Raw genomic sequence first — 25,306 nt, 5'->3', positions numbered from 1 at the left:
ATGAGTACAACCGATTCCGTACCCGTCAGCCTCGCCGAGATCGCTCGGATCGCCGGCGTGGGGCGTGCCGCGGTGAGCAACTGGCGGCGACGTCACGACTCCTTCCCCACGCGTATCGGTGGCACGGACGTCAGTCCCCAGTTCTCTCTGGCGGAGATCGAGCAGTGGCTGAGAGACAACGGCAAGCTCGACACCATCGGTGGGCGTGAACTCCTGTGGCCCCGATTCGAGGCGCTGGGCAGCCGGGACGAGTCCGGCCTGGCCATCGCCGAAGCGGGCCGCCGCATGCACTCTCCTCGCTCCCGCGCCTCACGGGTCGAACTCACGGCGGAAGCCGAGAAGCTGGCGGTCGAGGCGGCGAAGCTGGGACGGAGTGAGGGGGCCCGCGCGACATTCGAGTTCCTGCTCCAGCGGTGGCTCGAAACCCATGTGCGCCAGCTGAGCACCACACCGCCGCCGCTCGCCGCCCTGATGGTGCGGATCGCGCTCGGCGTCCGCATCGGTCGGCGCAACGAGGAACTCACCGTCCTCGACCCGGCCTGCGGCACGGGTCATCTGGCGGCCGCCGCGGTGCAGGAGTACACGGGGCCGGGCCTGACGGTGCTGGCATGCGAGCGGGACCCGGCCCTCGCCGCGCTGGCCTCGGCGCGGCTGGCCTTCGTCACGGACGACCACGGCATCCATGCGCAGGTCGCCACGGCGGACGCGCTACGCGAGGACCCGTTCACCGGGATCCCGGCGGACATCGCCCTCTGCAATCCCCCGTTCAACGAACGTGACTGGGGCTACGAGGAACTCGCCACCGACCAGCGCTGGACACACGGCCTGCCTCCCCGTACCGAGCCGGAGCTGGCCTGGGTGCAGCACCTGCTCGCCCATCTCAAGCCCGGCGGAGCAGCCGCCGTCGTCCTGCCTCCGGCTGTCGCTTCACGCAAGGCCGGCCGGCGCATCCGAGGCTCGTTGCTGCGTACCGGCGCGCTGCGAGCAGTGGTCGCACTCCCACCCGGCAGCGCCCAGCCGCACAGCGTCTCACTGCAGCTGTGGATCCTCAGGGCCGCTCCGGACGGCCCGGGTGCCGTTATGCCCGGCGAGGACGCGCTCCTCGTCGACGCGACGGGTTTCGCGAGGACCGGCACGCGTGAACCCGGCCCCAACTGGGATGCCCTACAGGCCTTTGTCCTCTCCGCCCTGGAAGCCCTCGACCGCCCGAACGGGTATCTGCCGGACGGAGCCGTCCGTGTTCCACTCATCGAACTCCTGGATGACGAGGTCGATGTCACCCCAGGTCGCTACACGTCGGCGAGCAGCGAGCCGTCCGGCGTCGAACTCGCGGCGACCTGGAAGGAAGCGGAGAAGCTGCTGACCGACCTGGCCCGTCGAGCCCAGCGCCTGTCGGAACTGGGATTCGCCACCGGCAGGCCGCAGACCACGGCCGGCGTGGGAGACCTCGTCAAGGCCGGTGCCCTGTCGCTGCGCGCGGGACAACAGCCGTTGGACGGCGCGGCAGCGCCCGGCCATGCCTGCGTACCTCTCCTCAGCGTTGCCGATCTGCTGACAGACGGTGCTCCCAGCGGGCTCGCCCCCGCCGACTCGGCGCCCGCGATCGTCGAGAAGGGCGACGTGGTGGTCGCCGGTGTCGTGCGTGCGTTCAAGGCATGGGTGCACGAAGGGCCTCCGATGGCCCTGGGGTCTCAGCTCTACGCCCTGCGCGTGGACCCGACGAAACTGGACGCCCACTTCCTCGCCGGCTGCCTGCGGGCGCCCTCCAACGGACGCCAGGCAGGCACCCACGCCTCCAGCTCGTCACGCGTCGACATCCGGCGCTTGCAGGTACTCCAACTCCCTTTGGAGGAGCAGGCGGCGTACGCCGAGGTATTTCGCGACCTCAGGGCATTCGAGACACAACTCGTCCAGGCCAGGGGCGTAGGCAAGGGGTTGGTGAGCGACGTGGTCGATCTCCTCGCGGCAGGTGGGCTGAACATCTGACGGAGCACTGGCGGGCCTTCGGCGGCTCCGGCCACGGTGCCGGAGTTCGGCTGCAGGCGCCGTCCACCGAAGCCCCTTAAGGAGGTTCTCCGCGAAGCACCCCTTCTCCGCCGCAGTGTCGAGAGCTTCGTTGAACGCAGCCCTCTCGCGTCGAGCCGTGTTGGCCGCAGCCGCCTTGCCGTCCAGTTTGCGGAGGTGGCAGGCAGCGGGCAGAGAGCGAGGTGCTACGCGCGTAAATTTCTGCCGCCGATGACTTGCCGACGCCCCCTAAACTCACGACACTTCAGTAGTGCACCTGTCAGGAGCACGTCCAACCCATCGACAGGTGAGCTCGCGCTGTACCCACTCGCCCCTCTGACCCGCATCCCCCCACAGGAGGAACGCATGCGGATCACGAAGCCCAGCACCGCGAGACGCACGGGACCGATCGCCACAGTGTCCGACCCGTTCGTGGCAACCGTACCCACCACCTTCACCGCCCCCACCACTCGGACCGCCTCCACGGCCGGGCTCGCCGAGGACCCGCTCGACTTCCGTCGAACCCGAATCCGCCGCCGCTGCGCGCGCCCCTGCGACCCCGTCTCCAGGCCCGCGACCGAGACGCCGAACACGCGCGGCACCAGCATGCACTGACGATCCGCCGGCTACGCCCTCGCGGCACCCATGTCACCCCCACCGGCCCGCCGGGGGCATCCCACCGCCTTCTCGCGGCGGCCCTGCGCGTTCGGCCCGCCCCTGGCCCCATCCCCGTGAGACCAGGGCACGGACGCGGAGTCCAGCAAGAGGGTTGATCTGTCATGTCCGCCTCATCACGCAGTCCTTCCGTCTGCCGTTCGGCGGAATCCAACATTCCATTTCTGGAGGTCTCGTGAGATCGACCAAGCCGCTGTCCGTGCTCGCAGCCCTCGGCGCCGCAGTGCTGCTCAGCCTGGGCCTGACCGCTCCGGCCCAAGCCGCCGGCCCCGTGTACGTCGCGCTCGGCGACTCCTACTCCGCCGGCAACGGCGCGGGCAACTACGACAGCGCGAGCGGCGGCTGCCACCGCAGCTTCAGCGCCTACCCCTACCTGTGGAAGAACGCGCACGCCCCGTCCTCCTTCGCGGACACGGCGTGTTCGGGCGCGGTCACCACGGACGTGACGAACTCCCAGCTCGGGCCCCTGAACTCCTCCACCACCCTGGTCTCCCTCACCATCGGCGGCAATGACGCCGGCTTCGCCGACGTCATGACGGCCTGCGCGACGGATTCGGACTCCGACTGCGTCAACCGGGTCAACCAGGCAGAGGGCTACGCGCAAAACACGCTGCCCGCACGCCTCGACGCCACCTACAACGCGATCCGGGCCAAGGCTCCCAACGCCAAGGTCGTTGTGCTGGGTTACCCGCACCTGTACACCCTCAACATCTTCTGCGTCGGGCTCAGCGACACCAAGCACCGCAAGATCGACGAGGCCTCCGACGTCCTCGACAACGTCATCCAGAGCAGGGCCGCCGCACACGGCTTCGTCTTCGGTGACGTCCGCACCACCTTCAACGGGCACGAGCTGTGCTCCGGCGACAACTGGCTGCACTCCATCGTCATCTCGCCGTCCTGGGAGTCCTACCACCCCACCGCCACCGGCCACGCCTCCGGCTTCTACCCCGTCCTCAACGCCAACAGCTGACCGACCCGCACCGACAGCCGACCCCTTTGCCCTCCAGGGCCCCTGTGCGCACCGCACCGCGCACGGGGCCCGCCCCTCCCCCACACCGCCCCCGGGGGCAGGGTGCCGTTTCGTTGCGTCCGCGCCGCTCGTCCGGTGAACGCCCGGGTGGGCGGGCTCGGTTCGAGGAGCAGCTCGCTCACCGATAACGTGCGTCACCATGATGCGCGCCTGGATCCTGCCCCTGATGCTCGTACTGTGCGGCTCGGCCGTCGCAACCGGGCTGATACTCAACTGGGAGCTCGGCTCGGCCGTTGCATTCCTGCTGGTATTCGTGGTGCTCGCCGGCGTCAACTCGCCCCTGGTGTTCCCGAGGTCGATCGGTGCGGTGGAGGCACAACGCCGCAGCGCGGCCGACGGCCGGCCGGTCGTCTACTGGCGGCCGGGCTGCACGTACTGTCTGCGGCTGCGCATGCGGTTGGGCCGCAGCGCTCACCGGTTGCACTGGGTCGACATCTGGCGTGATCCGGCTGGGGCGGCAGTGGTGAAGGCGGCCAACGACGGCAACGAGACGGTGCCGACCGTCGTCGTGGCGGGCCGTGCGCACACCAACCCCGATCCCGCATGGGTGCGCGAACAGCTCTCCACTGCTCCCTGACCGGGCGTGGCGCCTACGTGCGCGACCTCTTGGCTGCGCTACCTGCTCCAGCCCGAAGCCAGGTGTACGCCGGCGAGTGCGACGACCAGTCCCCCGCCGAGCGCTACCGCGAGCAGCGACCAGCGTGCCACGCGCTGCGGGGCGGCGATTCCGTGGCGCGCCGGCCGTCTGCGCAGGTCAGCTCCGATGAGGCCTGGCAGACGCCATAGGTAGGCGAGGACGTGCACGGCCATCACAGCGATCCAGCAGAGGAAGCTGGCCTTGTGCAGCAGGAGCACCGGAACCGGACCGGTATCGCGTCCGAGCAGCGCCAGCGTCACTCCCGTACCGAGGACGGCGACGCTCGTCGCGACGACCAGCGGGCCGAGCAAGCGCAACAGCAGTGCGGGCGGCCCCTTGCGGCGGTACGCGGGCGAGCCCGTGTAGTAGCGGTAGAAGCGGTAGCCGGTGGAGCCGATCTTGAGGCAGACCGGGCCGGTCAGCAACAGTCCGATGAAGAAGTGCAGGGTGAGGAGTTGCCCGAGGAAGAGGACGGTGACGCCCTCGACGGCGAACAGGATCAGCAGGACCGCACCGGTCGCGGCGGTCAGCCGCTCATTCCCCTCCGGCCCGCCGGACGTCGTACCGGGCGGCTCGAACGAGGTGTCCACCGGTGTCCTGCCGCCGATCACGGTCACTCGTCCGTCCTCCTGGTGATCAGGCCCCGCCCGGCCCGGATGGCAATGCTGTTCTGCCCGCTCCGGCGCATGCGCCGGAGCGGGCAGAAGTATGTCTGACATGAAGTTAAGAACTGGTTCACGTCCGCTGGTCCGGCCGCCGGTCCGAAGCACGCCCCGGTGCCGGGTTCAGGCGCAGTGCCGGTGCCGGACCACTCAGGCATTCCTCATCGGCGTACCGCCGGAGTCGGCCTTGCCGCCGCGGTCGTGCAGGTGCCGGGACGCGGGCAGCGACAACGCGACGGTCAGCCCGCCCCCGGGCGGATCCAGTAGCTCGGCGGTGCCGCCGTTGGCGGTGACCAGCCGGTGGACGATGGCCAGGCCCAGCCCGGTACCGCTCGCCTCGGGGTTGCCGAATCTACGGAACGCGCTCTCCCGCGCGGCCCGGCCCATCCCAGGGCCGTTGTCGACCACCCGGAGCTGTACGCTTCCGCCCTGCCGCTTGCCGGTGATCAGCACCCGGCCGCCCTCCTGGACCGCGTCGAGGGCGTTGGCGATCAGGTTGTCGAGCACCTGCTCCAGATCGCCCTCGCCGAGGAAGGCGGCGAGACCAGGGCGGCAGTCGGCGGCAAGCCGGACCCGGCCCGCGTCGGCCACGGGCTCCCATGCGGCGACCCGCTCGGCCACGAGGCGGTCCACCCGGACCGGCACCGGACGCGGCACCGCGTTCTCGGCGCGCGCCACCGCCAGCAGGCCGTCCACCAACCGGGACAGGCGGGCGATCTCGCCTTGCGCGTCGGCCAGCTCGGCTGCGGTGTCCCCCTCGGCATCGGCGGCGAGCAGGTCGAGCCGCAGCCGGAGCGCCGCCAGGGGGGTGCGCAACTGGTGCGACACATCGGCCACCACGGCACGGTGACCGTGCACCAGGGCCTCGGTGCGCGCGGCCATCGTGTTGAACGTCGCGGCGAGGCGGCGCACCTCCTGCGGCCCCGCCTCGGCCGGCGCCCGCGCGTCCAGCTCCCCTTCGCCCAGCCGCCGCGCCGCCTGGTCCAGCACCCGCAGCGGACGGCCGGCCCAGCGGGCCAGCAGCACCGCGAGCAGCACGGCGGCACCGAGGCCGCCGATGCCGATCAGCGCGAGCCAGCCCCACATCGCCAGGATCCGGTCGTGCAGCGGATCGGTGGAACGGCTCAGGACGGCGATGCCCACGGCATCGGAGGTGTCGCCGACCGGTACGGCGGTGGTCAGCCACTGATCGTCCTGGCGCACCAGGGTGCCGGGGTGGGCGAGTACGGCGGAGACCAGACCTGCGGATTCGTCTCCGGCCACCTCGGAGCACGCGGTCGACAGCAGCACATGGCCCGCCCTGTCGTAGACGCTCGCGCAGTCGCCCCTCTTGTGGGCCTCTTCGACGAGGCTCCGCGCCGGTGCGTCCGACTTGTGGTCGGACAGGTGCTCCTCGGCGGCGGAGGCGATTGCCCTCGCCTTCGCGGCCGCCTCGTCCCGGAACGAGGTCTGCTCGCGCTGCGTCATGATCAGCCCGAGCGGCACCACCGCCAGCACCAGGATCGCGGTGATCAGGGCGAGGACGCTGAGGGCGATGCGGCGGGTCACGGCGCGTCAGCCGACTTCACCGAGGCGGAAGCCGCGCCCGTAAACCGTCTCGACCAGCCCGGGGACACCCAGCTTGCGGCGCAGCGCGGCCATGTGGACGTCCAGCACCTTCGTGGGCCCGTACCAGTGGGCGTCCCAAGCGCGTTCCAGGATCTCCTGACGCGTCACGACCCGGCCCGGATCGGCGGCGAGGCACTGGAGGATGTCGAACTCCTTCGGAGTCAGCGCGATCTCCTCCCCGTTGACCGTGACCTTGCGGGTGCGCGGGTCGACGACGAGCGGGCCGTGGGTCAGCAGTTCGGGCCCGGACGGGCGGATGCGTCGCAGTACGGCCCTGATCCGCGCCAGCAGTTCCGCCAGTCCGAAGGGCTTGACCAGGTAGTCGTCAGCGCCTTCGTCGAGGGCGGCGACCCGGTCGCCCTCCTCGCCGCGCGCGGTCACCACGATGATCGCCACGTCCGACTGGTGGCGCAGCACGCGGCAGACCTCGATGCCGTCCATGTCCGGCAGACCGAGGTCGAGCAGGACCACGTCAGGTGCCGGTACGTGGGTGAGCGCGCCTCGTCCGGTGCCGACGCCGGTCGCCTGGTACCCGGCTCGCTCCAGGCCGCGCACCAGCGACCCGGCGAGCCCCGGGTCGTCCTCGACGACCAGCACGGTGAGCGCGTCGGAATCGTCGCGGAGGCCCTTTTCCTCTTTCACGGCACCCAGCGTAGGACGACGGGGACGGCTCTCCGGATCGACGGCGGGCGGGGCACGCACGGCAGCCGCTGCCGCGTTCTAGTAGTTTCTGCGGCGCAGGCATCGCGCGAGGAGCGGCACCGACAACAGCAGGAGAGCTCCTTCCACAGCCAGGCTTGCCAGCCCGAGCGGTTCCGTCCAGTTGCCGATGTCGTCGGTGTAGCCGGGAAGTCCTGGGCCTCTGGAGAGGATGTACCCCAGCAGAGGACAGACGGCGACCCCGGCCGCCAGCAGCCACCCCAGTCGGACGAGACCGGCGAGAAGCAGCGCGGCAGCGACCACGGCGACGATCTCCAGGACGTGGTAGGCGACACCGATGTAGTGAGGGCTCCTCGTCGTCGTGACGCCGCCTTGATCCACGACATGGATGGCGGCCACCGCCAGGCACAGCAGGGCCCCCGCACACCTGGCCACCCAGGTGGCCTCCGGCCCCCTCGCAGTGTGCTGTGACATCCGACGGCACCTTCTCCCTCCACCGGCGGTACGCGCCTGTCGCACCGCGATCGCATCTGCGTGGTCGAGTCCTGGATGGGCAGCGTGCCGGACGTGCGTTACGTCCAGCCTCGTGGGACGGCCGCTCGCCGTCGCCCCCGACAAGGCAGACGAGTGATACGAAAGAGGCACGTCGCGGACGGCACTCCTCCGTTGAGCCGTCCGTACCCCACTCGGAGGTGATCGCAAGCGCGGGAACGGGTGGCGGTGCCCCTGCGCCAGGAATCGCCGCGTGGTCAACTCTCCTGTCTTTCCCGCCACTTCCGATGGTTTGCGCACCACCACGCCGCACCGTCCGGAGCGGCTCAGCGCGCTCGACCCCGAGTACCCCCGGCGGAGTAGTCACGATGGCTCCCCCGAAGGATGAGCGCAGGTGCGCCCTCGGCGATGCTGTGGGCTGTGACAGCTGATCCTCACCGAGCCGAAGCCGAAGCCGACACTGAAACCGGAGCCGGAGCCGACGCCGGAGATGGCGACGGAGACGGGAGCGCACCTCCCGCGCCCGCTCCGCCGTCGGTCCCTGCCGAACGCGCGCACCGGCCGCGCCCCTCCCGGCTGCGTCGGTGGCTGCGGCGCGCCGCGCTGGGCTGTGCCGTCGTGCTGGTGGTCGTCACGGCGGCTTCGTTCGTCTACAACGGCGTCACGGCCGGGCGCGCCACACCGCCGCGGGGGCTCAGGTACGTACAGGCCGCCGACATCCACACGCGTTACCAGACCTGGGGTACGGCGGGCCCACCGGTCGTCCTGGTGCACGGCGCCTTCGAATCCGTGGACACCTGGTCGCGCCTTGCCCCGCTGCTCGCCCGCGACCACCGGGTGTACGCGCTCGACCTGACGGGCGACGGATACAGCGAGCGCCACGGCCCGTACACCGTCGACCATTTCACCCGGCAGCTCCTGGGCTTCCTGAGCGCCATGCACCTCGGCGGTCCGGGCGAGCGCCCGCTACTGGTGGGGCACTCCAGCGGAGCCGCCGTGGTCACCGAGGCGGCGTTGCGGGCTCCTGGCCGGCTGGGGGGTGTGATGCTCCTCGACGGCGACGCCCTCGACACGGGTGCCGGGCCGCCGCCCGCCTTCAGGTACCTGCTGATCGACCCGTACCGCACCAGCCTGCTGCGGCTCGGGCTCGGCGTCGACGCGGTGATCCGCAGCGTGTACGACGCACAGTGCGGGCCGGCCTGTCCGCGCCTGGACGCCGCCGGTCTGGATCAGTGGCGCCGTCCGCTCCGGGTGCCGGGCGCGGAGAGCGCGCTCTGGAGCATGCTGGGCGCCGGGGTGCCGGGGCTGCCGGCGGACCAGGTGGCTCGGCTTGCCGGGGTGCGCCTGCCCAAGTCGGTGGTGTTCGGTGCCCGGGACGACGTGTTCACCCGGCAGACGCCGCAGGAGACCGCCCGACGCATCGGCGCACCACCTGCGACGCTCATCCCGGGCGCCCGGCACCTGACGATGATCTCCAGCCCCGAGGCGGTCGCGGCGGCCGTGGACAGACTCACAGCGGCATCGGTCGCGGCATCCCGGTGACCGGTCGGCAAGGAGCTCTACGCGCCCGCCCACCTCGTGCGTGCGGCGGTGCCGGGTGCTCTGATCTCGGCCCGGCGGCAACCGGCCACCGATAACGCAACTCAGCCAATCTCTTAACTCGGTTCAGTTATGCTGTGACGCGGAACCGCCGTCCGGCCCTGCCGGACGGCGCGCAGGACCGTCGGCTTCGGAAAGGTCTCGTTCGATGACGTCACACGTCCAGGACACGTACGGCACCCAGGAGGCCGTCGGGCTCGACGACGAGCTCGCCCGGGAGCGTGCGTACGTCGCCGTGTGCCGCGAGGCGATGACCCGCCAGGTCGACGATGCCCGCCACCAGGTCGTCGCGGGCGAGGACGTTTCGGGTGACGGCGCGAGTGCGGAGGCTCTCGGACGGTATCTGCGCACCCGCGCACGGCAGATGGCGCAGGAGCCCGACAGCCCGCTGTTCTTCGGCCGGCTCGACTTCGAGGACTCCGTCGCCGCGGGAGACCACCGGCGGCAGCGGTACTACATCGGCCGCCGGCGCGTCTCGGAACACCCCGCCGCGCCGCCCCTTGTGATCGACTGGCGTGCCCCGGTCTCCCGTATCTACTACCAGGCGAGCACCCTGGACCCGCGCGGAGTCTCGGTGCGGCGTCGCTTCGGCTGGGCACCATGGAGCCACGGCGCTCCGGAGGACCTCACCGGGCTGGAGGACGAGCACCTCGACCGGTCCGGTCGGGCCGAGGAACACGACGCGGCGAGCGCCCTCGTCGCCGCCGAGATCGAGCGCCCACGGCTGGGCCCGATGCGCGACATCGTCGCCACCATCCAGCCGGAACAGGACGACCTGGTCCGCGGCGAGCTGAAGGAATCGGTCTGCGTCCAGGGCGCTCCGGGCAGCGGCAAGACCGCCGTCGGCCTGCACCGCGCCGCGTACCTCCTCTACACCTTTCCCGAGCGGCTGCAGCGCGGCGGTCTGCTGATCATCGGTCCGAACCGGACCTTCCTCCGGTACATCTCCGAGGTGCTGCCGTCGCTCGGTGAGATCGACATCGCCCAGCTCACCGTGGAGGACGTGGTCGCCCGGCATCCGGTGCGGCGGGAGGACGGAGAGGACGTGGCCGCCCTCAAGCACAGCGACCGCATGGCCGTGGTGCTGGAGCGGGCCCTGTACGCCCGGGTCCGTTGCCCCGAGGAGTCCCTCGCCGTCACCGACGGCTCCTACCGCTGGCGGGTGGGCTCCGCGGACATGGCCCGGGTCATCGACGACGTACGGGCGCAGGGCGTGCCGTACGCGGTCGGGCGTGAACACGTACGCACCCGCGTGGTGAACCTGATCCAGCAGCAGGCCGAACGGCGAGCCGGCCCCAAAAGCGTCACCTGGGCCCGGAGAATCGGCAGGTCGAAGCCGGTCGCCGCGTTCCTCGACGCCGCGTGGCCGGCGGCGCGCCCCGAGGAGGTGGTGGCCACGCTGCTGAGCGACGCCGCGGTGCTGGGCGACGCGGCCGAGGACTTGTTCGACGCGGACGAGCAGGCGGCCCTGTTGTGGGCCAGGCCGCCGAGGTCGGAGAAGAGCGCCCCGTGGTCGGCCGAGGACATGCTGCTCCTGGACGAGGTCGCGGGGCTCATCGACCGCCCCGAGGGTTTTGGACACGTGGTCGTGGACGAGGCCCAGGACCTGTCGCCGATGCAGTGCCGGGCGATCGCCCGGCGCAGCGCCTTCGGTTCGGTCACGGTGCTGGGCGACTTGGCGCAGGCCACCGCGCCCTGGTCGGCCAGGACCTGGCGACAGCAACTGACGTACCTGGGCAAGGCGCAGGCCACGGTTGTGCCGCTGACCACCGGGTTCCGTGTGCCCGCCGCCGTCATGGAGTTGGCCAACCGGCTGGTGACCGCGCTCGACGCCGATGTGCCCCCTGCCCGCTCGCTCCGGCACGACGGGGAGTTGAGCGTCCGTGAGGTGGCCGACACCGCGGTCGCCGCCACGACGGCGGTCCGGGCGGCCCTTGAGCGCGAGGGCTCGATCGCCGTCATCGCCGCCGACGACGAGGTCGCCAGGATGTCGGCGGCACTGCGGAAGGCCGGCATCGAGACGGCGACCGCCGAGGACGTCGGCACGGCCGCGCGGGTGACGGTACTGCCGGCGACGCTGGTGAAGGGACTTGAGTACGACCACGTCATCGTGGTGGAGCCGGCCGCGATCGTCGAGTCCGAGCCGCGCGGACTGAACCGGTTGTACGTCGTGGTGACCCGGGCGGTGTCCCGGCTCGACGTGCTGCACACCCGTCCGCTGCCGGAGCCGCTTGCCGACTGACGGAACGGAAGGGTTCGGCCGCATCCGCCGCCCGGGGAATTGGATTAACCAAGTTAAACAACATATCGAGTCACCTGATTGCCTTGGTGAGCGCGCGCTAGGGTGGAGGCGTGGTAGCGCCGACGGGCTTGCGGGAACGCAAGAAGCAACGCACGCGAGAGACGATCTCCGATGCGGCGATCAAGCTCTTCCTCGAGCACGGCTTCGACCATGTGTCGGTGGTCGACATCGCGGCGGTGGCCGAGGTCTCCAAGCCCACGCTGTTCAAGTACTTCCCCACGAAGGAAGACCTGGTCGTCCACCGGTTCGCCGACCACCAGACGGTGAGCGGCACCGTGGTGGCGGAAAGGCCGCCGGGGGTGTCCGCCATCGACGCCCTGCACCAGCACTTCCTGGACGGGCTGGCGGACCGGGACCCCATCACGGGACTCAACGACACCGAAGACGTGCTGGCCTTCCACACGCTTGTCTATTCCACGCCGGGCCTCGTGGCGCGCGTCAGCCAGTACCTGGCCCAGGCGGAGGAGACACTGGCCGAAGCCCTGGTCGACGCCCTGGTCGACGCCCTCGACGGGAAGTGCCGCGAGATCACCGCAGCCCTGCTGGCCGGCCAGGTGATCGCCACGCAGCGCATCCTGGCATCGGTGAACTGGCGACGCATCGTGGGCGGCCGTTCCGCGGACGAGGTCTACCCCGAAGCGGTGGCCGACGCCGACCACGCCTTCGCACTGCTGCGCCGCGGCCTGACGGCCGTCGGCGACTGAGCGAGCACGGCGACTTCGGCGACTTCGGCGCGAGCGTGGCCTCCTGGTCCTCGATCAGGCCGTCCGGTCCGGCAGGGCAGAACGATCACCCCGGCCTCCATGGTTCCGCAGCAGCCTTCCCCGCACTCTCGCGGGCCCGGTGGCCGACGACCGGCCCGTCCCGTCGAGCGCCCGGTTCATGATCTGTACGATATGAAGATCAATGGCGTGTTTCGTGCGCTATCGGCTGTCGGATGAATGCGCGTCAGCTGACGGTCCCTGCACCGCCGGGTCACCGGACACGGCCACCCACCGGTCCGCTGGGCGCAGACCCGGCCGCCCGTGGCCCCTGACACGTCCGGACGACACCTTCGAGATGGTGGTGGAGAAGACCCATGACTGATCACGGAGCCGACCTGGTGATCCGGGCCGCCGCGGTGCACACGCTGGTCCCCGGCCAGGCCCCGCAGCAGGCGCTGGCCGTGCGGGGCGACCGCATCGCGGCCCTCTCGCCCGACCCCCACGGTCTCGACCAGTGGGTCAGCGCACGCACCACGGTCCACGACCTGCCCGGTGCCACGGTGCTGCCCGCGTTCGACGACACCCACACCCACCTGATCTACGCCGCGCGCGGCGCGCACGACGTTCCCGTCCACCAGGCCCGCACCATCCCCGAGTTCCTGGACCTGATCCGGCAACGGGCCCGGACCACCCCCGAGGGTCAGTGGATTCGCACCACCACCAACTGGCAGGAACTCAACCTGGCGGAACGGCGCATGCCCACCGTGGCTGAACTCGACCGGGCCACCGACCGTCACCCGATCCTGGTCAAGCGCGGCGCCCACAACGACGTCGTCAACAGCTACGCGCTGCGCCTGGCGGGGATCACCGAGGACACCCCCGTGCCGCCGGGCGGTGTCATCGGCCGCGACGCCGACGGCAGGCTCGACGGCCGACTGATCGACAACGCCATGGGCCTGGTGGAGCAGTTGGTCCCGGCACCGGACCGGTCGCGGCTCATCGACGGGCTGCGTCTGGCCAGCGGCCAGTACGCCGCCACGGGCATCGGCACCGTGCGCGACTGCGCTGTCTCCCCCGACGACTACGCGACGCTCCTCGCCGCCCGCGAGGCGGGGACGCTGCATACCCGGGTGCGGGCCCTCATCTCGGCGATCGGCCTGACCAGCGCGGCTCAGGTGGAGGACCTGCTCGACGCCATGGAGGACTGGCGCTACAGCTCCGACCCATGGCTGCGGGTGTGGGGAGTGAAGTTCGTCCTCGACGGCGGGCTGGAGGCCGGGGCCACCGAAGAGCCCTACGTCTGCGACCACACCTTCTCCGGCACGCTGACCTGGGAACCCGACGCGCTGGTCGAGGCCGTCGAGGCCGCTGTCCGGCGCGGCTGGCGGGTCGGCACCCACGCCTACGGCGACCGCGCGGTCCGCGTCCTCCTGGACGTCTACGAACGCGTCCTCGAGCGCAACCCCGGCCTGCCGGAGGGCACGCTGGTGATGGAGCACGGCGGCCTGGCCGGCCCGGAACAGCGCGCACGCGCCGTCGCCCTGGGCGTCCCCGTCACCATCCAGCAGCCGTTGCAGCACGACACCGCCGAGGTGGAACTGGGCTTCTGGGGCCCGGAACGCGTCGCCGCGCTCTTCCCCGCCCGAGGCTGGCTCGACCAGGGCGCCCTGGTCACCGCCGGATCCGACTTCCCCGTCGGCCAGTTCGGCGCCATGCGCTCCGTCTGGGGCATGACCACCCGGCAGACCGTCATCGGTGTTCAGGGCCCCGAGAACGCCATCACGTACGACGAAGCCCTCACCCTGCACACCACCCGAGCCGCCCGGCTGCTCGGCGAGGAACATCTGCGCGGCACCCTCACTCCCGGCCGCCTCGCCGACCTCACCGTCTGGGACCAGGACCCCGCCCACTGCCCCAGCGACACCCTGCGCGACCTCAACCCCATCCACACCCTCGTCGGCGGCCTCCTCGTCACACCGGCCGGCGCGCGGTAAGAGACCGCGCCCGACAGAGGAAAGGAACACGGCCACACCCCGGCGGCAAGGCGCCACTTCATGTGGCGTCCGTCAGAGGACGGGGAGGGATTCGAGGGCCTGCACCGGCCTGGGGTGCAGGAGTCGTAGATGGAGCACCCGCCCGGCGTGGTCCAGGGTCATGATCCAGGCCACGGAGGGCGGGCAGTGCTCAGGGTTGTCCGCGGGACTGAGGATGTCCATCTCCCAGATGGTCAACGACCGCCCGGCAACCGCCTGGACGAGGTGCTGTCGCACGCCGTCTTCGATGTCGTTGTCCATCGAGCGGACGAGAAGATCCCGGCCCCCGACCCGGTCCCTCCCCCTCATGAGGGCGAGTCCGGGCGCCCAGCGCTCCGTGAGCAGCTTGCCGAAGTTTCCGCTTTCGGCGGCGTCAAGCGTCTCGCGGGCCTCGATCCGGCTGGCGCGGACGCGCCGCTCGACATCTCCGTGCGAAGCATCCGCCGTCGCAGCGAGGGCAGTCGCGAGCTTGGCCCGCCCCTGGCTGAGCCGACTGCGGACCGTACCGACCGGGACCCCGCAGACGTTCGCTATCTGCTCGTAAGTGGTGACTCCGGTGGTGAAGTGACGCAGCGCCAAAGGCATGCGCAGCACCGGGGAGAGCTCCTCCAGGGCTTCCCAGATCCAATCCCGCAACGCGTTCCGCTCGAGCCACTGCTCCGGGCCGCCGTCCAGGGCGGGCAGCGCCAGGTCGTCCACCGGCCGGGTGTGAACGGAGTCCCGCAGCAGGGACCGACTGGCGTTGCGCACGATCATCCGCAGCCACGCCCCCACGGCCTCAGGGGCACGGACATCGCCGATCCGCCGCAGCGCGGTCAACGCCGCGTCCTGCATCACATCGTCGGCATCGACACCCGGCCCCAACATGCTCAGCGCCACGGCACGCATGCCTGCCCGATGCCGCTCCAGCAGCAGGCCCAGCGCGGCGGCCTCACCCGCCTGGGCGGCGCGTGCGAGCATCGCATCCTCACGGCGTTCGGCTTCGGCCACGTCACGCATCATGAGACCCCCTCCAGCACCCGGCCCCGCTGCCGCCGTGCATCCCGTGGAGAAGGTACCCCGCATGTGCGCCATACTTTTCCGTCGATCGATCGCGCGAGACCCGGTCAGGCATTCCAGCCGCCGTCGACGCTGATATCGCTTCCCGTGACGCAGGAGGCCTCAGGGCCGGCCACCCGCCCCGCGTACCGCAGCAGTCCGCCCCCCCCAAAGCCAAGAACACAAAGCGTAAAGAAAGCCTCAAATCGCAAGTTCAGTGATCATCTCGCACATACGATGAGGGGCCGATTCCGCGATCAGGGGGAAGCTGTGGGGGGTCAGGGATTTCGGGTCCATCCGGGCGCGCTGAAGTCGTACGACCAGGTCATCCAGGCCCAGGCTGAGCAGATCGCGCGGATCCGGCCGAGAGTGGCGTCAGTGCCGCTCTCGTCGAACGATTTCGGCAAGCTGCCGAACGCGCAGAACCTTTACGAGGCGTACCAGGAGCACGTGCAGGCCGAGCAGGGCAACTTCGCCGACCTGCTCGAGATCCTTCGCGACACCGGTGAGGGTCTCCAGGACTCGGCGATGAACTACGAGCGCCAGGACGTGCACATCGAGGCCTCCTTCGGAGGCGGACAGTGAGTGGCGGCACCTTCCAACAGATCGGCGACGCGTACAAGTGGACGCGGGACTTCGTCGACGAGCCGTTGATCCCGCTGCCGCAGATCGAGAATCCCGTCGCGGACGGCTTGGACGCCGGTCTGGACAGCATCGTCAAGGCGGCGCTCGACTCCACCGGGCTGATGGACATGCTGGAGGAGGTCACCGGCAACCTCGCCGGACTCACTGCGGCCGCCCACGAGTGGCAGGCCCAGGCGAAGGCGATGCGGGAGGTCGGCAACGCTCTGCGCGAGGGCGGCGGCACACTCGCCGGACAGTGGGAAGGCGACGCGTCGGACGCGTTCGGCAGGCACATGGGCCAGGTGGTCGAGGCCATCGACGGCACCGCCAAGGACATGGACGAGATCGCACAGATCATCAGCCAGGCGGCTGCCGCCTGCCAGCTCGCCGAAAACATGATCATCGAGATCATCCGGGAGGCGATCGAGGCGCTGATCGTCTCACTCGCCGCGATGGTCGCGGTCGACATCCTGACCCTCGGCCTTGCGACCGCTGCCGACGCCCTCGTGGCGGATGCCGAGATCACGGCGTTCATCGCACGGGTGGAAAAGGTATCGGCCCGCCTCGCCGAGACGCTGGACAAGCTGATGAAGGCGGTCCGCGAAATCAAGGAGGCCGGTAGGTCCTTCGATAGGATCAAGGAAGGCCTCAAGGCGGCCAAGGCCGTGCGGAAGATCGGCGGCATGGGCAACAGGACCACGAGCATCAAGGACCTGGTCAGCTCCCCGTCGATGGAGAACCTCGGAGAGTTCGCGGCCGCCGGCGGCACCAAGGCGGTGTACGGCGCCGCGAAGGGCGTCATCGCAGGCGGCATCGGAGTGACGGTCGGCGCCGACGGCCCGATGAGCGCGGTCACGGACGGGCTGAGCAAGGACCCCGCCGTCGACGCCGTGGCCGGCCAGCTCGACGGCCGCAAAGACGAGGCACCGTACCGTGTGCCGAAGACACGGATCGAGGAGGACTTCGGATGAGCACCGGCCAGTACGGCCCGCCACAGCCCATCTTCGAGCCGTACCTGTACGGCGTCGGCTCCCATGTGCCCTTGATCGCACCATGGCTGCAGCCGCACGAGCGACTGCTCGGGATCGTCAACGTGAAACTGAGCGATCTGATCCGCCGCACCCTCCCCCGCGAGTTGCGGTCCGGCAAGCAGTGGACGGGCACGCTCGGCGCGGTGCAGGACACTGTCGAAGCTGCCGCCTCGGCCGTGGATGCCGTCGAGAACTTCGACTTCGGCATCATCCGCAGGTTCCGACGCATGGTGCGCGGGGCCGGTCTCACCGGCGGATGGCAGAGCATGGCCGGCCAGTTCGTGATCGTTGTGCGCACCGGACCCCGCACCCCGAGCACCTACGACAACGAACAGGTGCTGATGGTCTTCACCGACCGCAGGATCCTGCTGATGTGCACGGTCTCCGCCAAGAAGGTGCCCCTGTTCGGCAAGATTCCGCCCGGAACGCCGCTCAAGGAGGCCCGGTGTCTGGGTGAGATCCTGCCGGGACAGCTCCAGAGCGTCGCCGTCCGGCACACATCGCTCTCGAATCGCGTGGACCTGCACTTCGCCGACGGCTCCCTGGCTGCGGTCGAGGCGACCAAAGAGCAGGCCCAGGCTCTGGAGGCGCTGAGTCGGGGCATCGTCCCACCCCCGCGGCCCTGACCCGGCGCGACGTTCCGACGATCGACCTCCGGCGAGCCGAACAGGCGCGGCATCCTCAACCTGCTTGACGCGGCTGGACCGGCGGCGAAAACAGCGGGAGGGTCTGCGAAGGTCAACTCCGCGGTCTAGATTGCTCGTTGCCCGCGTATCCGTCTCACCCTCGCAGGAGTCCATCCGTGACCGAGAACCCGTCCGCCGGAGCTGACCCCGCCGCCCAGACGCTGCACGCCCGCATCGACACCACTCAGCCGCACACGGCCCGCATCTGGAACTACTGGCTCGGCGGCAAGGACAACTACGAGGTCGACCGCGCGGCCGGCGACCAGATCCGCCAACTGCACCCGGACATCGGCGAGTACGCCCGCGCGGACCGGCTCTTCCTGGGCCGTGCCGTACGTCATCTGGTCGCCGACAGGGGGATACGCCAGTTCCTCGACATCGGCACCGGGCTGCCGACCGCGGACAACACGCACGAGGTGGCACAGCGGATCGCCCCGGAGTCGCGGATCGTCTATGTCGACAACGACCCGCTCGTCCTGACGCATGCCCGCGCGCTGCTCACCAGCACACCCGAGGGCCACACCGACTACCTCGACGAGGACCTGCGCAACATGGACGCGATCCTCGAACACGCCGCGAAGACACTGGACTTCACGCAGCCCGTGGCGCTGATGCTGCTCGGCGTGGTCATCTTCATCGGCGACGACGAGGACCCGTACGGTCTGGTACGGCGGCTGGTCGACAGGCTTCCCTCCGGCAGCCACCTCGTCCTGTCGCACACGATCACCAGCCCGGCGATGCCGGACGTCGACGAGGCGGTGAAGTTCTGGAACGAGCACGGCACACCGAAGCTGACCCAGCGCACGCCCGAGGACGTCACCCGCTTCTTCGACGGTCTGGAACTGCTCGAGCCGGGCGTGGTGTCCTGCTCGCGCTGGCGTCCGGACGGCACCGGCGGGGCGGAGCCGGAGGAGGTCGCCATGTTCGGCGGGGTCGGCCTGAAGCGTTGATCACTTCCGGGCGTGGAGTTCCGCACGTCGCGCTGCCCGGATGCTTCGCGCCACGCGCGTGCACGGTCGCATGGATCGGTCAGGCCACGACGCACCTGAGGAAATCACGCCACGCGGAAGGGGAGACCGCGAACCGTGGCCCGTCCTTCTCCTTGGAGTCGCGTACGTGCACGGCTCCGGGAGCATGTGCGACCTCCACGCAACTGTCGCCCTCGGACCCGCTGTAGCTGCTCTTGAACCAGTCCAGCTCGCTGCCGGTGCTCATAGCGCTCCTCGCATCCGCTGCAACAACTCCGCCGAGTCCGCCGGGGACAGGGCCTGTGAGCGCATCTTGGCATAGCGCATCTGCATGACGCTCACTGGTTCCCGGCCGGAGACCAGTTGCCCGGTCTTCTGCCCCTCCGCGTACCCCAGCCACTGGCGCTCCGGGGTCTCCAGGAGCTGCATCGGTCCGTCCGGGCCCGCGTGGTACGGCTGCCGCAACGGCATGATCTGGAGCTCCACGTTCCACAGTTCCGCGCAGGCGAGGAGGCGGCCGAGCAGTTCCCGGGTGACCTGCTCACCTCCTGTGTGCCGCAGCAGCACCGACTCCTCGACGATGAAGCTGAACGCGACCGGCGGCCTGCGCGTCAGCAGTTCCTGGCGCGCCCGCCGGGCGGCCATCCGCTCCTCGAGTTGCTCCTCCGTCGGCGGAGGCGGGACGTTGAGCATCACGGCCCGCGTGTACGCCTCGGTCTGCAGCAGCCCCGGCACGACCCGGCACTCGTACGTGCACAGAGTGACCGCCGTCTCCTCCAGTTGCGCCCACTCCCGGAACCAGACGGCCAGCCCGCGCTCCCGCCCGACGTGCCGCGCCATGGCACGCAGCACTCCGAACGCCTCCAGCACCTCCTCCGCCCGCTCGATGAACTGGGCGGTCGGCATCCGTCGGCCCTGCTCGACCGAAGCGACCAAGGCGAGCGAGTAGTTGAGCCGCTCGGCGAGCTGCTCCTGTGTCAACAGGGCTCGCTCCCGGAACACCTTCAAGGCCGCCCCGAACGCCCTCAGGCTGCCGGACGGTTCGAGTGCACTGCTCATCGCCATGAACGACGACCCCCTTGTCGTACTCGTGGCACATCTTGCACTCGGGTACAACGGTCCGACCTTCAGCCGGGGTTACGCGCGCGGCGCAGCCAACGCCCGTACAAGAGGGCCTGTACGGGCAGCGAGCGACCGGCCCCGGCGCGCAGGTGAAGCGATCAGGTGCCCTCGGGGAATGGGGCGACCTCCGCCATGGCCGGCGCTTCGGCTTCCTCCGTCTCCGCCGCCTCTCCCGTCCGCTCCGTCCGCGACGCCACCCGTGCCGTGTCGAACTGCGTCCGGTACAGCTCCGCGTACCGTCCGCCCACGGCCAGCAACTCCTCGTGCGTGCCCCGCTCCACGATCCGGCCGGACTCCACGACCAGGATGACGTCGGCGGCCCGCACGGTGGACAGACGGTGGGCGATGACGACGGCGGTACGGCCCTGAAGGGCTTCGGCCAGGGCCTCCTGGACGGCCGCCTCCGAGGTGCTGTCGAGATGGGCGGTGGCCTCGTCGAGGATGACGACGCGCTGGCGGGCCAGCAGCAGCCGCGCGATCGTCATCCGCTGGCGTTCGCCGCCGGACAGCCGGTAGCCGCGCTCGCCGACGACGGTGTCGAGGCCGTCGGGCAGGGACCGTACGAGGTCGTCGAGCCGGGCCCGGCGCAGGACCTCCCACAGGTCGTCCTCGGTCGCGTCCACGCGGGCCAGCAGCAGGTTGGCCCGTACCGTGTCGTGGAACAGGTGGCCGTCCTGCGTGACCATGCCCAGCGTCTCGCGCAGGGAGGCCGCGCTCAGCTCCCGGACGTCGATCCCCCCGACGCGCACGGCGCCCGCGTCGACGTCGTACAGCCGCGGCAGCAGAGCGGCGACGGTGGACTTGCCGGCGCCCGAGGAGCCCACGAGGGCGACCGTCCGGCCGGGCTCGGCGCGGAAGGAGACGCCGTGCAGGACCTCGGCCCCGCCGCGGCTGTCCAGGTTCGCCACCTCCTCCAGCGAGGCGAGGGAGACCCGGTCGGCGGCCGGGTAGCCGAAGCGGACGTCGTCGAACTCCACCGACACCGGCCCCTCGGGGACGGTGCGCGCCCCGGGCTTCTCCTCGATCAGCGGCTTGAGGTCGAGCACCTCGAAGACGCGCTCGAAGCTCACGAGGGCGCTCATCACCTCCACCCGGGCCCCCGCGAGGGAGGTGAGCGGTGCGTACAGCCGGGTGAGCAGCAGGGCCAGCGAGACCACGGCGCCCGGCTCCAGGGTGCCGCGCAGGGCGAACCAGCCGCCGAGGCCGTAGACCAGGGCGAGCGCCAGGGCGGAGACAAGGGTCAGGGCGGTGAGGAACGCGGACTGCGCCATCGCCGTGCGCACCCCGATGTCCCGCACCCGCCGGGCCCGCGCCGCGAACTCGGCGGACTCCTCCTCCGGACGTCCGAAGAGCTTGACGAGGGTGGCGCCCGGGGCGGAGAAGCGCTCCGTCATCCGGGTGCCCATCGCGGCGTTGAGGTCGGCGGCCTCCCGCTGCAGCCGTGCCATCCGGCTGCCCATCCGGCGCGCCGGCACCACGAAGACCGGCAGCAGGGCCAGGGCGAGCAGGGTGATCTGCCAGGACAGCGTGAGCATCACGGCGAGCGTGAGCAGCAGCGTGACGATGTTGCCGACGACGCCCGACAGGGTGTTGCTGAAGGCGCGCTGGGCGCCGATGACGTCGTTGTTGAGACGACTGACGAGCGCTCCCGTACGCGTACGGGTGAAGAACGCGACCGGCATGCGCTGCACATGATCGAACACGGCCGTCCGCAGATCGAGGATGAGGCCCTCCCCCAGCGTGGCCGACAACCGGCGGCCGAGCAGCCCGAGCCCCGCCTCGGCGAGCGCGATGAGGGCGATCAACGCCGACAGCCCCACGACCCTGCTCTGGTCCCCGTGCGACACGATCGCGTCGACGACGCGGCCGGCGAGTACGGGAGTCGCGACGGCGAGCAGCGCGGTCACCACGCTGACCACGACGAACTGCGCTATACGCCGTCGGTGCGGGCGTGCGAAGGCCCCGATGCGCCGCAGCGTCGCCCGGGCGAAGGGCCGGCGCTCCTGTTGTGCGTTCATGACACTGTGCATCTGGTGCCAGGCGGTGGTTTCCATGCTCATGAGACCGACGGTAGAACCTCAAGCGTTGTCGAGGTCAACGCCCGCGGTGCGAGCACCCCGGACACCCCCGTGCCTTGCCCCGCGCGTCAGCCTCCGTCTGCGCGCACGCAACCCAGCGTTGGTGCGGTGCGGAAAGCCTCTGGCGATGTGACTGCCGTACGTCTCCCGCAGGGATTCCCCAGACGTCTTCCGGTCCGCCAGGTCCTGTGTCTGCTTCCGCTCGCCCTCGTGCTCGTGGTCGCGGCAGAGCACTGGTCCGTGCTCGCGGAGGGTTTCGGCCGGCTTAGGTCGGCCGAGTGGCCGTGGCTGGTGGCCGCCGCCGGTGCGACCTGTCTGACCTGGGTCGCGGCCGCCTTCACCCGGCAGGGCGCGGTGATGCAGCGGCTGCCTCCGCGGCGGCTGCTGGCCACGCAGTTCGCGGCGGGCGCGGCCAACCATCTGCTGCCCACCGGGCTCGGTGCGAGCGCGGTCAATCTGCGCTTCATGACGGTGTGCGGGGTGCCGCTCGCCCGCTCGTCGGCGGCGGTGGCGCTGTACCTGCTCGCCGAGGCGATCACCCGGGTCGGTCTGCTGCTGGTCCTGCTGGTCTCCTTCCCCGACGCGCTCCGCCTCGGCTCCTTCGTCCCCGCGTGGGCGGCGGGTCCGCTGCTGTTCGCGGCGGCCGGAGCGGTGTGGGGGGCGGTGACGGTCGTGCTGGTGGTACGGCGGCTGCGCACGGCCGTGTTCTCGTTCCTGCGCACGGCGCTCGGCGAGGCCCGCTCGGTGCACACCCGTCCCGCGCGGGCACTCGCCCTGTGGGGAGGCTCGCTGGCGTTCCCCGCGCTCCAGGCGGCCGGGCTGGCCGCGGTGGGCCGCGCGCTGTCGCTTCCGGTGCCGCCCGTGCACATGGTGGTCGCGTATCTGGCGGCGACGGTCGCGGTCGCCGCCGTGCCCACCCCGGGCGGGATCGGTTCGGTGGAGGCGGCACTGATCGTCGCCCTGGTCGCGGCGGGCGGTCCGGTGGCCGTGGCGACGGCGGTGGTCCTGGCGTACCGGATCATCACGGTGTGGCTGCCGCTGCTGCCGGGTGCGCTGACGCTGGGGGCGCTGGTGCGGCTGAAGGTGATCTGACCGGGGGCGGTGCGCCCGGCGGTGATCCGCTGCGGTCCGCCGCCGGACAGCGGCGGTACCGGGGAGTAGCCTCTGCGGGGCCAGTGCTCCCCCGCCCGTGAGAGAGGCAGCCTGATGCCGGTCCGGATCGAACGTCAGGGGTATGTCACCACCGTCGTCCTCTCCCGCCCCGAGGCCCGCAACGCGGTGGACGGGCCGACCGCCGCCGCGCTCGCCGACGCCTTCCGGGCGTTCGACGCGGACCCGTCGGCGCGGGTGGCGGTGCTGTGGGGCGAGGGCGGAACGTTCTGCGCGGGTGCCGATCTGAAGGCGGTCGGCACCGAGCGCGGCAACCGGGTGGCCGAGGACGGCGACGGCCCGATGGGGCCGACCCGGCTGCGGCTGTCCAAGCCGGTGATCGCGGCGGTCGCCGGGCACGCGGTGGCCGGCGGTCTGGAGCTGGCGCTCTGGTGCGATCTGCGGATCGCGGAGGAGGACGCGGTGTTCGGGGTCTTCTGCCGCCGCTGGGGCGTACCTCTCGTCGACGGCGGCACGGTACGGCTGCCGCGGCTGATCGGCACCGGCCGTGCGCTGGACATGATCCTCACCGGGCGCGCGGTGCCGGCCCGGGAGGCGTACGGGATGGGGCTCGCCAACCGCGTCGTGCCGGCCGGCCGCGCCCGCGCCGAGGCGGAGGAACTGGCCGCCGAGATCGCCCGGTTCCCGCAGGCGTGCCTGCGCGGCGACCGCGCCTCGGTCCTGGACCAGGAGGGGCTGGACGAGGGGACGGCGCTGTTGGGTGAACTCCGGTACGGCAGAGCCGTGCTGGCGGAGGGTCTGGACGGCGCGGCCCGCTTCGCGGCCGGGGCCGGCCGGCACGGTTCGTTCACGGACCTGTGACGGCGGGCCGAGCCGACAACACGCCACGGGACCGCCAACGGCCGTTCGAGGTCGGCCCTTTCACGGTCGGGCACCGGCGTACGGCAGGATGAACCCTCGCTCCGGACGACGACAACCCGTCCGGGCAGTGATCGCGCATCCCGTGAAACGAGCAGGTGGCAAGGTGACAAGTCCTCATGTCCGGCCCTGGGGCCCTCTCTTCGGCGCGGGAGGTGACCGGTGAACCGCGGGCTCACTCTCGACGACCTGATCCTCGCCGGAATCGCCCTGGCCGCCGGCCTGTTGGCGGCCTTCCTGCTGCGGATGCTGCTGCGCTGGCTGGGCCGGCACGCGACCCGCACCAAGTGGAGCGGCGACGACGTCATCGTGGCCGCCCTGCGCACCATGGTGCCCTGGGCGGCCGTCGCGGGCGGCGCGGCCTCGGCGGCGGCGGTGCTGCCGCTCACGCGGACGGTGCAGCACCATGTCAACCAGACCCTGAGCGTGCTGCTCATCTTCGTGACGACGCTGACGGCCGCCCGCGTCATCGCGGGCCTGGTGCGGGCGGTCACCCAGTCCCGGTCCGGGGTCGCCGGATCGGCCACGATCTTCGTCAACATCACCCGGATCGTGGTGCTGGCCATGGGCTTCCTGGTGATGCTGCAGACGCTGGGCATCTCCATAGCGCCCCTGCTCACCGCCCTGGGCGTGGGTGGTCTCGCCGTCGCCCTCGCCCTGCAGGACACCCTCGCGAACCTGTTCGCGGGCATCCACATCCTTGCCGCCAAGACCGTTCAGCCCGGTGACTACATCCGGCTGAGCAGCGGCGAGGAAGGCTATGTCGTCGACATCAACTGGCGGCAGACCACCGTCCGTCAGCTCTCCAACAACCTGGTCGTCATCCCCAACGGGCAGCTCGCCAGGACGAACATGATCAACTACACCCGTCCCGAGCAGCAGTTGACCGTCCTGGTGCAGGTGGGGGTGGGGTACGACAGTGACCTGGAGCATGTCGAGAAGGTCACCGCGGAGGTCGTCGCCGAGGTGATGACGGAGATCACGGGTGCTCTCCCGGACCACGAACCGGCGGTCCGGTTCCACACCTTCGGCGACTCCCGGATCGGCTTCACGGTGATCCTGGGCGTCGGCGAGTTCAGCGACCAGTACCGGATCAAGCACGAGTTCATCAAGCGCCTGCACAAGCGGTACCGGGCCGAGGGCATCCGCATCCCGGCGCCGACGCGGACGGTGGCGCTGCACCCGGGCTCGGCGGCCATCCCGCACCCGCGCGCCAGCGCCGAGGCAGTGGCCGACTACGGCGGCCCGGACGCCTCCTGACCCGCACATCACCGCCGGCCTCCCGCCGGACCGGCCGGGGCCGGCAGCGGCGCGCCGAGTGAGGA

23 protein-coding genes are annotated in these 25,306 nt (G+C 70.9%); 15 read left to right on the top strand and 8 right to left on the bottom strand.

The annotated features are described in order from the left end of the window. The 4 genes from ACWD5Q_RS09750 to ACWD5Q_RS09735 all read left to right on the top strand — a co-directional run bounded on the left by ACWD5Q_RS09750 (window position 1) and on the right by ACWD5Q_RS09735 (window position 4,286). Window positions 1-1,986, top strand: a complete 1,986-nt coding sequence (locus tag ACWD5Q_RS09750) for an N-6 DNA methylase (RefSeq protein ID WP_451426485.1) — start codon at window positions 1-3, stop codon at window positions 1,984-1,986. Window positions 1,987-2,370: 384 nt separating this feature from the next. Next, window positions 2,371-2,619, top strand: coding sequence for a hypothetical protein (locus ACWD5Q_RS09745; protein WP_451426484.1), 249 nt, complete (start codon window positions 2,371-2,373; stop codon window positions 2,617-2,619). 235 nt (window positions 2,620-2,854) lie between these two features. Continuing rightward, window positions 2,855-3,649 carry an SGNH/GDSL hydrolase family protein gene (locus ACWD5Q_RS09740; RefSeq protein ID WP_451426483.1) on the top strand — a complete coding sequence of 265 codons (795 nt, stop codon included), beginning with the start codon at window positions 2,855-2,857 and terminating at the stop codon, window positions 3,647-3,649. Window positions 3,650-3,848: 199 nt separating this feature from the next. Beyond that, a complete protein-coding gene (locus tag ACWD5Q_RS09735; protein WP_451426482.1) occupies window positions 3,849-4,286 on the top strand; it encodes a glutaredoxin domain-containing protein in 438 nt (145 codons plus the stop codon). A gap of 38 nt (window positions 4,287-4,324) precedes the next feature. Here ACWD5Q_RS09735 and ACWD5Q_RS09730 read toward each other — a convergent pair whose 3' ends face one another. The 4 genes from ACWD5Q_RS09730 to ACWD5Q_RS09715 all read right to left on the bottom strand — a co-directional run bounded on the left by ACWD5Q_RS09730 (window position 4,325) and on the right by ACWD5Q_RS09715 (window position 7,750). Next, the gene (locus tag ACWD5Q_RS09730) at window positions 4,325-4,963 is read right to left on the bottom strand and encodes a hypothetical protein (protein ID WP_451426481.1); all 639 of its coding nucleotides are present in this window, start codon (window positions 4,961-4,963) and stop codon (window positions 4,325-4,327) included. A 195-nt stretch (window positions 4,964-5,158) separates the two neighbouring features. Next, a complete protein-coding gene (locus ACWD5Q_RS09725) occupies window positions 5,159-6,556 on the bottom strand; it encodes a sensor histidine kinase (protein ID WP_451426480.1) in 1,398 nt (465 codons plus the stop codon). A gap of 6 nt (window positions 6,557-6,562) precedes the next feature. Next, the gene (locus ACWD5Q_RS09720; RefSeq protein ID WP_451426479.1) at window positions 6,563-7,258 is read right to left on the bottom strand and encodes a response regulator transcription factor; all 696 of its coding nucleotides are present in this window, start codon (window positions 7,256-7,258) and stop codon (window positions 6,563-6,565) included. Window positions 7,259-7,336: 78 nt separating this feature from the next. After that, entirely contained in the window at window positions 7,337-7,750 is a 414-nt protein-coding gene (locus tag ACWD5Q_RS09715; RefSeq protein ID WP_451426478.1) for a hypothetical protein, read from the bottom strand. 438 nt (window positions 7,751-8,188) lie between these two features. On the opposite strand from ACWD5Q_RS09715, the gene ACWD5Q_RS09710 reads away from it, so the two are divergent. The 4 genes from ACWD5Q_RS09710 (at window position 8,189) to ACWD5Q_RS09695 (ending at window position 14,367) form a co-directional block, all read left to right on the top strand. Then, window positions 8,189-9,310 (top strand): alpha/beta fold hydrolase, encoded by a 1,122-nt coding sequence (locus ACWD5Q_RS09710; RefSeq protein WP_451426477.1) that lies wholly within the window; start codon window positions 8,189-8,191, stop codon window positions 9,308-9,310. A gap of 205 nt (window positions 9,311-9,515) precedes the next feature. Then, a complete protein-coding gene (locus tag ACWD5Q_RS09705; RefSeq protein ID WP_451426476.1) occupies window positions 9,516-11,609 on the top strand; it encodes a HelD family protein in 2,094 nt (697 codons plus the stop codon). Window positions 11,610-11,719: 110 nt separating this feature from the next. Then, window positions 11,720-12,373 (top strand): TetR/AcrR family transcriptional regulator, encoded by a 654-nt coding sequence (locus ACWD5Q_RS09700; RefSeq protein ID WP_451426475.1) that lies wholly within the window; start codon window positions 11,720-11,722, stop codon window positions 12,371-12,373. A 374-nt stretch (window positions 12,374-12,747) separates the two neighbouring features. Further along, on the top strand, window positions 12,748-14,367 hold the full coding sequence (locus ACWD5Q_RS09695; RefSeq protein WP_451426474.1) for an amidohydrolase: 1,620 nt from the start codon (window positions 12,748-12,750) through the stop codon (window positions 14,365-14,367). 72 nt (window positions 14,368-14,439) lie between these two features. Here ACWD5Q_RS09695 and ACWD5Q_RS09690 read toward each other — a convergent pair whose 3' ends face one another. Then, complete coding sequence (locus ACWD5Q_RS09690; RefSeq protein ID WP_451426587.1) at window positions 14,440-15,405, bottom strand: RNA polymerase sigma factor; 966 nt, start codon at window positions 15,403-15,405, stop codon at window positions 14,440-14,442. A gap of 309 nt (window positions 15,406-15,714) precedes the next feature. On the opposite strand from ACWD5Q_RS09690, the gene ACWD5Q_RS09685 reads away from it, so the two are divergent. From ACWD5Q_RS09685 to ACWD5Q_RS09670, 4 genes are all read left to right on the top strand, one after another. Next, complete coding sequence (locus tag ACWD5Q_RS09685; protein WP_451426473.1) at window positions 15,715-16,029, top strand: hypothetical protein; 315 nt, start codon at window positions 15,715-15,717, stop codon at window positions 16,027-16,029. Further along, entirely contained in the window at window positions 16,026-17,039 is a 1,014-nt protein-coding gene (locus ACWD5Q_RS09680) for a WXG100 family type VII secretion target (RefSeq protein WP_451426472.1), read from the top strand. Before ACWD5Q_RS09685 ends, ACWD5Q_RS09680 begins: the two co-directional genes overlap by 4 nt. Continuing rightward, window positions 17,036-17,725: a hypothetical protein gene (locus tag ACWD5Q_RS09675; RefSeq protein ID WP_451426471.1), complete on the top strand. Its 690-nt coding sequence runs from the start codon at window positions 17,036-17,038 to the stop codon at window positions 17,723-17,725. The genes ACWD5Q_RS09680 and ACWD5Q_RS09675 overlap by 4 nt, the downstream gene beginning before the upstream one ends. A 176-nt stretch (window positions 17,726-17,901) precedes the next feature. Next, window positions 17,902-18,735 carry an SAM-dependent methyltransferase gene (locus tag ACWD5Q_RS09670; RefSeq protein WP_451426470.1) on the top strand — a complete coding sequence of 278 codons (834 nt, stop codon included), beginning with the start codon at window positions 17,902-17,904 and terminating at the stop codon, window positions 18,733-18,735. A 79-nt stretch (window positions 18,736-18,814) separates the two neighbouring features. On the opposite strand, the gene ACWD5Q_RS09665 is transcribed toward ACWD5Q_RS09670, so the two are convergent. The 3 genes from ACWD5Q_RS09665 to ACWD5Q_RS09655 all read right to left on the bottom strand — a co-directional run bounded on the left by ACWD5Q_RS09665 (window position 18,815) and on the right by ACWD5Q_RS09655 (window position 21,929). Continuing rightward, window positions 18,815-19,000 carry a DUF397 domain-containing protein gene (locus ACWD5Q_RS09665; protein ID WP_451426469.1) on the bottom strand — a complete coding sequence of 62 codons (186 nt, stop codon included), beginning with the start codon at window positions 18,998-19,000 and terminating at the stop codon, window positions 18,815-18,817. Beyond that, window positions 18,997-19,818, bottom strand: a complete 822-nt coding sequence (locus ACWD5Q_RS09660; RefSeq protein WP_451426468.1) for a helix-turn-helix domain-containing protein — start codon at window positions 19,816-19,818, stop codon at window positions 18,997-18,999. The genes ACWD5Q_RS09665 and ACWD5Q_RS09660 overlap by 4 nt, the downstream gene beginning before the upstream one ends. A gap of 155 nt (window positions 19,819-19,973) precedes the next feature. Next, complete coding sequence (locus ACWD5Q_RS09655) at window positions 19,974-21,929, bottom strand: ABC transporter ATP-binding protein (RefSeq protein ID WP_451426586.1); 1,956 nt, start codon at window positions 21,927-21,929, stop codon at window positions 19,974-19,976. Between the two features lie 153 nt (window positions 21,930-22,082). Here ACWD5Q_RS09655 and ACWD5Q_RS09650 point away from each other — a divergent pair, with 153 nt between their 5' ends. From ACWD5Q_RS09650 to ACWD5Q_RS09640, 3 genes are all read left to right on the top strand, one after another. Beyond that, window positions 22,083-23,045, top strand: coding sequence for a lysylphosphatidylglycerol synthase transmembrane domain-containing protein (locus ACWD5Q_RS09650; protein ID WP_451426467.1), 963 nt, complete (start codon window positions 22,083-22,085; stop codon window positions 23,043-23,045). Window positions 23,046-23,159: 114 nt separating this feature from the next. Next, entirely contained in the window at window positions 23,160-23,924 is a 765-nt protein-coding gene (locus ACWD5Q_RS09645; RefSeq protein ID WP_451426466.1) for a crotonase/enoyl-CoA hydratase family protein, read from the top strand. Window positions 23,925-24,143: 219 nt separating this feature from the next. Then, window positions 24,144-25,241, top strand: a complete 1,098-nt coding sequence (locus tag ACWD5Q_RS09640; protein WP_451426465.1) for a mechanosensitive ion channel family protein — start codon at window positions 24,144-24,146, stop codon at window positions 25,239-25,241. Window positions 25,242-25,306: the final 65 nt, after the last annotated feature.

It is taken from the genome of Streptomyces sp. NPDC002513, from assembly GCF_053595355.1.
This window is presented reverse-complemented; position numbering and strand designations above follow the sequence as displayed.

Excerpts from the sequence above, each read along its gene's own strand:
- ACWD5Q_RS09695 (WP_451426474.1), top strand. The coding sequence starts at position 12,748 with ATGACTGATCACGGAGCCGACCTGGTGATCCGGGCCGCCGCGGTGCAC.
- ACWD5Q_RS09735 (WP_451426482.1), top strand. The coding sequence starts at position 3,849 with ATGATGCGCGCCTGGATCCTGCCCCTGATGCTCGTACTGTGCGGCTCG.
- ACWD5Q_RS09655 (WP_451426586.1), bottom strand. The coding sequence starts at position 21,929 with ATGGAAACCACCGCCTGGCACCAGATGCACAGTGTCATGAACGCACAA.
- ACWD5Q_RS09675 (WP_451426471.1), top strand. The coding sequence starts at position 17,036 with ATGAGCACCGGCCAGTACGGCCCGCCACAGCCCATCTTCGAGCCGTAC.
- ACWD5Q_RS09705 (WP_451426476.1), top strand. The coding sequence starts at position 9,516 with ATGACGTCACACGTCCAGGACACGTACGGCACCCAGGAGGCCGTCGGG.
- ACWD5Q_RS09645 (WP_451426466.1), top strand. The coding sequence starts at position 23,160 with ATGCCGGTCCGGATCGAACGTCAGGGGTATGTCACCACCGTCGTCCTC.
- ACWD5Q_RS09665 (WP_451426469.1), bottom strand. The coding sequence starts at position 19,000 with ATGAGCACCGGCAGCGAGCTGGACTGGTTCAAGAGCAGCTACAGCGGG.
- ACWD5Q_RS09660 (WP_451426468.1), bottom strand. The coding sequence starts at position 19,818 with ATGGCGATGAGCAGTGCACTCGAACCGTCCGGCAGCCTGAGGGCGTTC.
- ACWD5Q_RS09690 (WP_451426587.1), bottom strand. The coding sequence starts at position 15,405 with ATGCGTGACGTGGCCGAAGCCGAACGCCGTGAGGATGCGATGCTCGCA.
- ACWD5Q_RS09745 (WP_451426484.1), top strand. The coding sequence starts at position 2,371 with ATGCGGATCACGAAGCCCAGCACCGCGAGACGCACGGGACCGATCGCC.
- ACWD5Q_RS09715 (WP_451426478.1), bottom strand. The coding sequence starts at position 7,750 with ATGTCACAGCACACTGCGAGGGGGCCGGAGGCCACCTGGGTGGCCAGG.
- ACWD5Q_RS09750 (WP_451426485.1), top strand. The coding sequence starts at position 1 with ATGAGTACAACCGATTCCGTACCCGTCAGCCTCGCCGAGATCGCTCGG.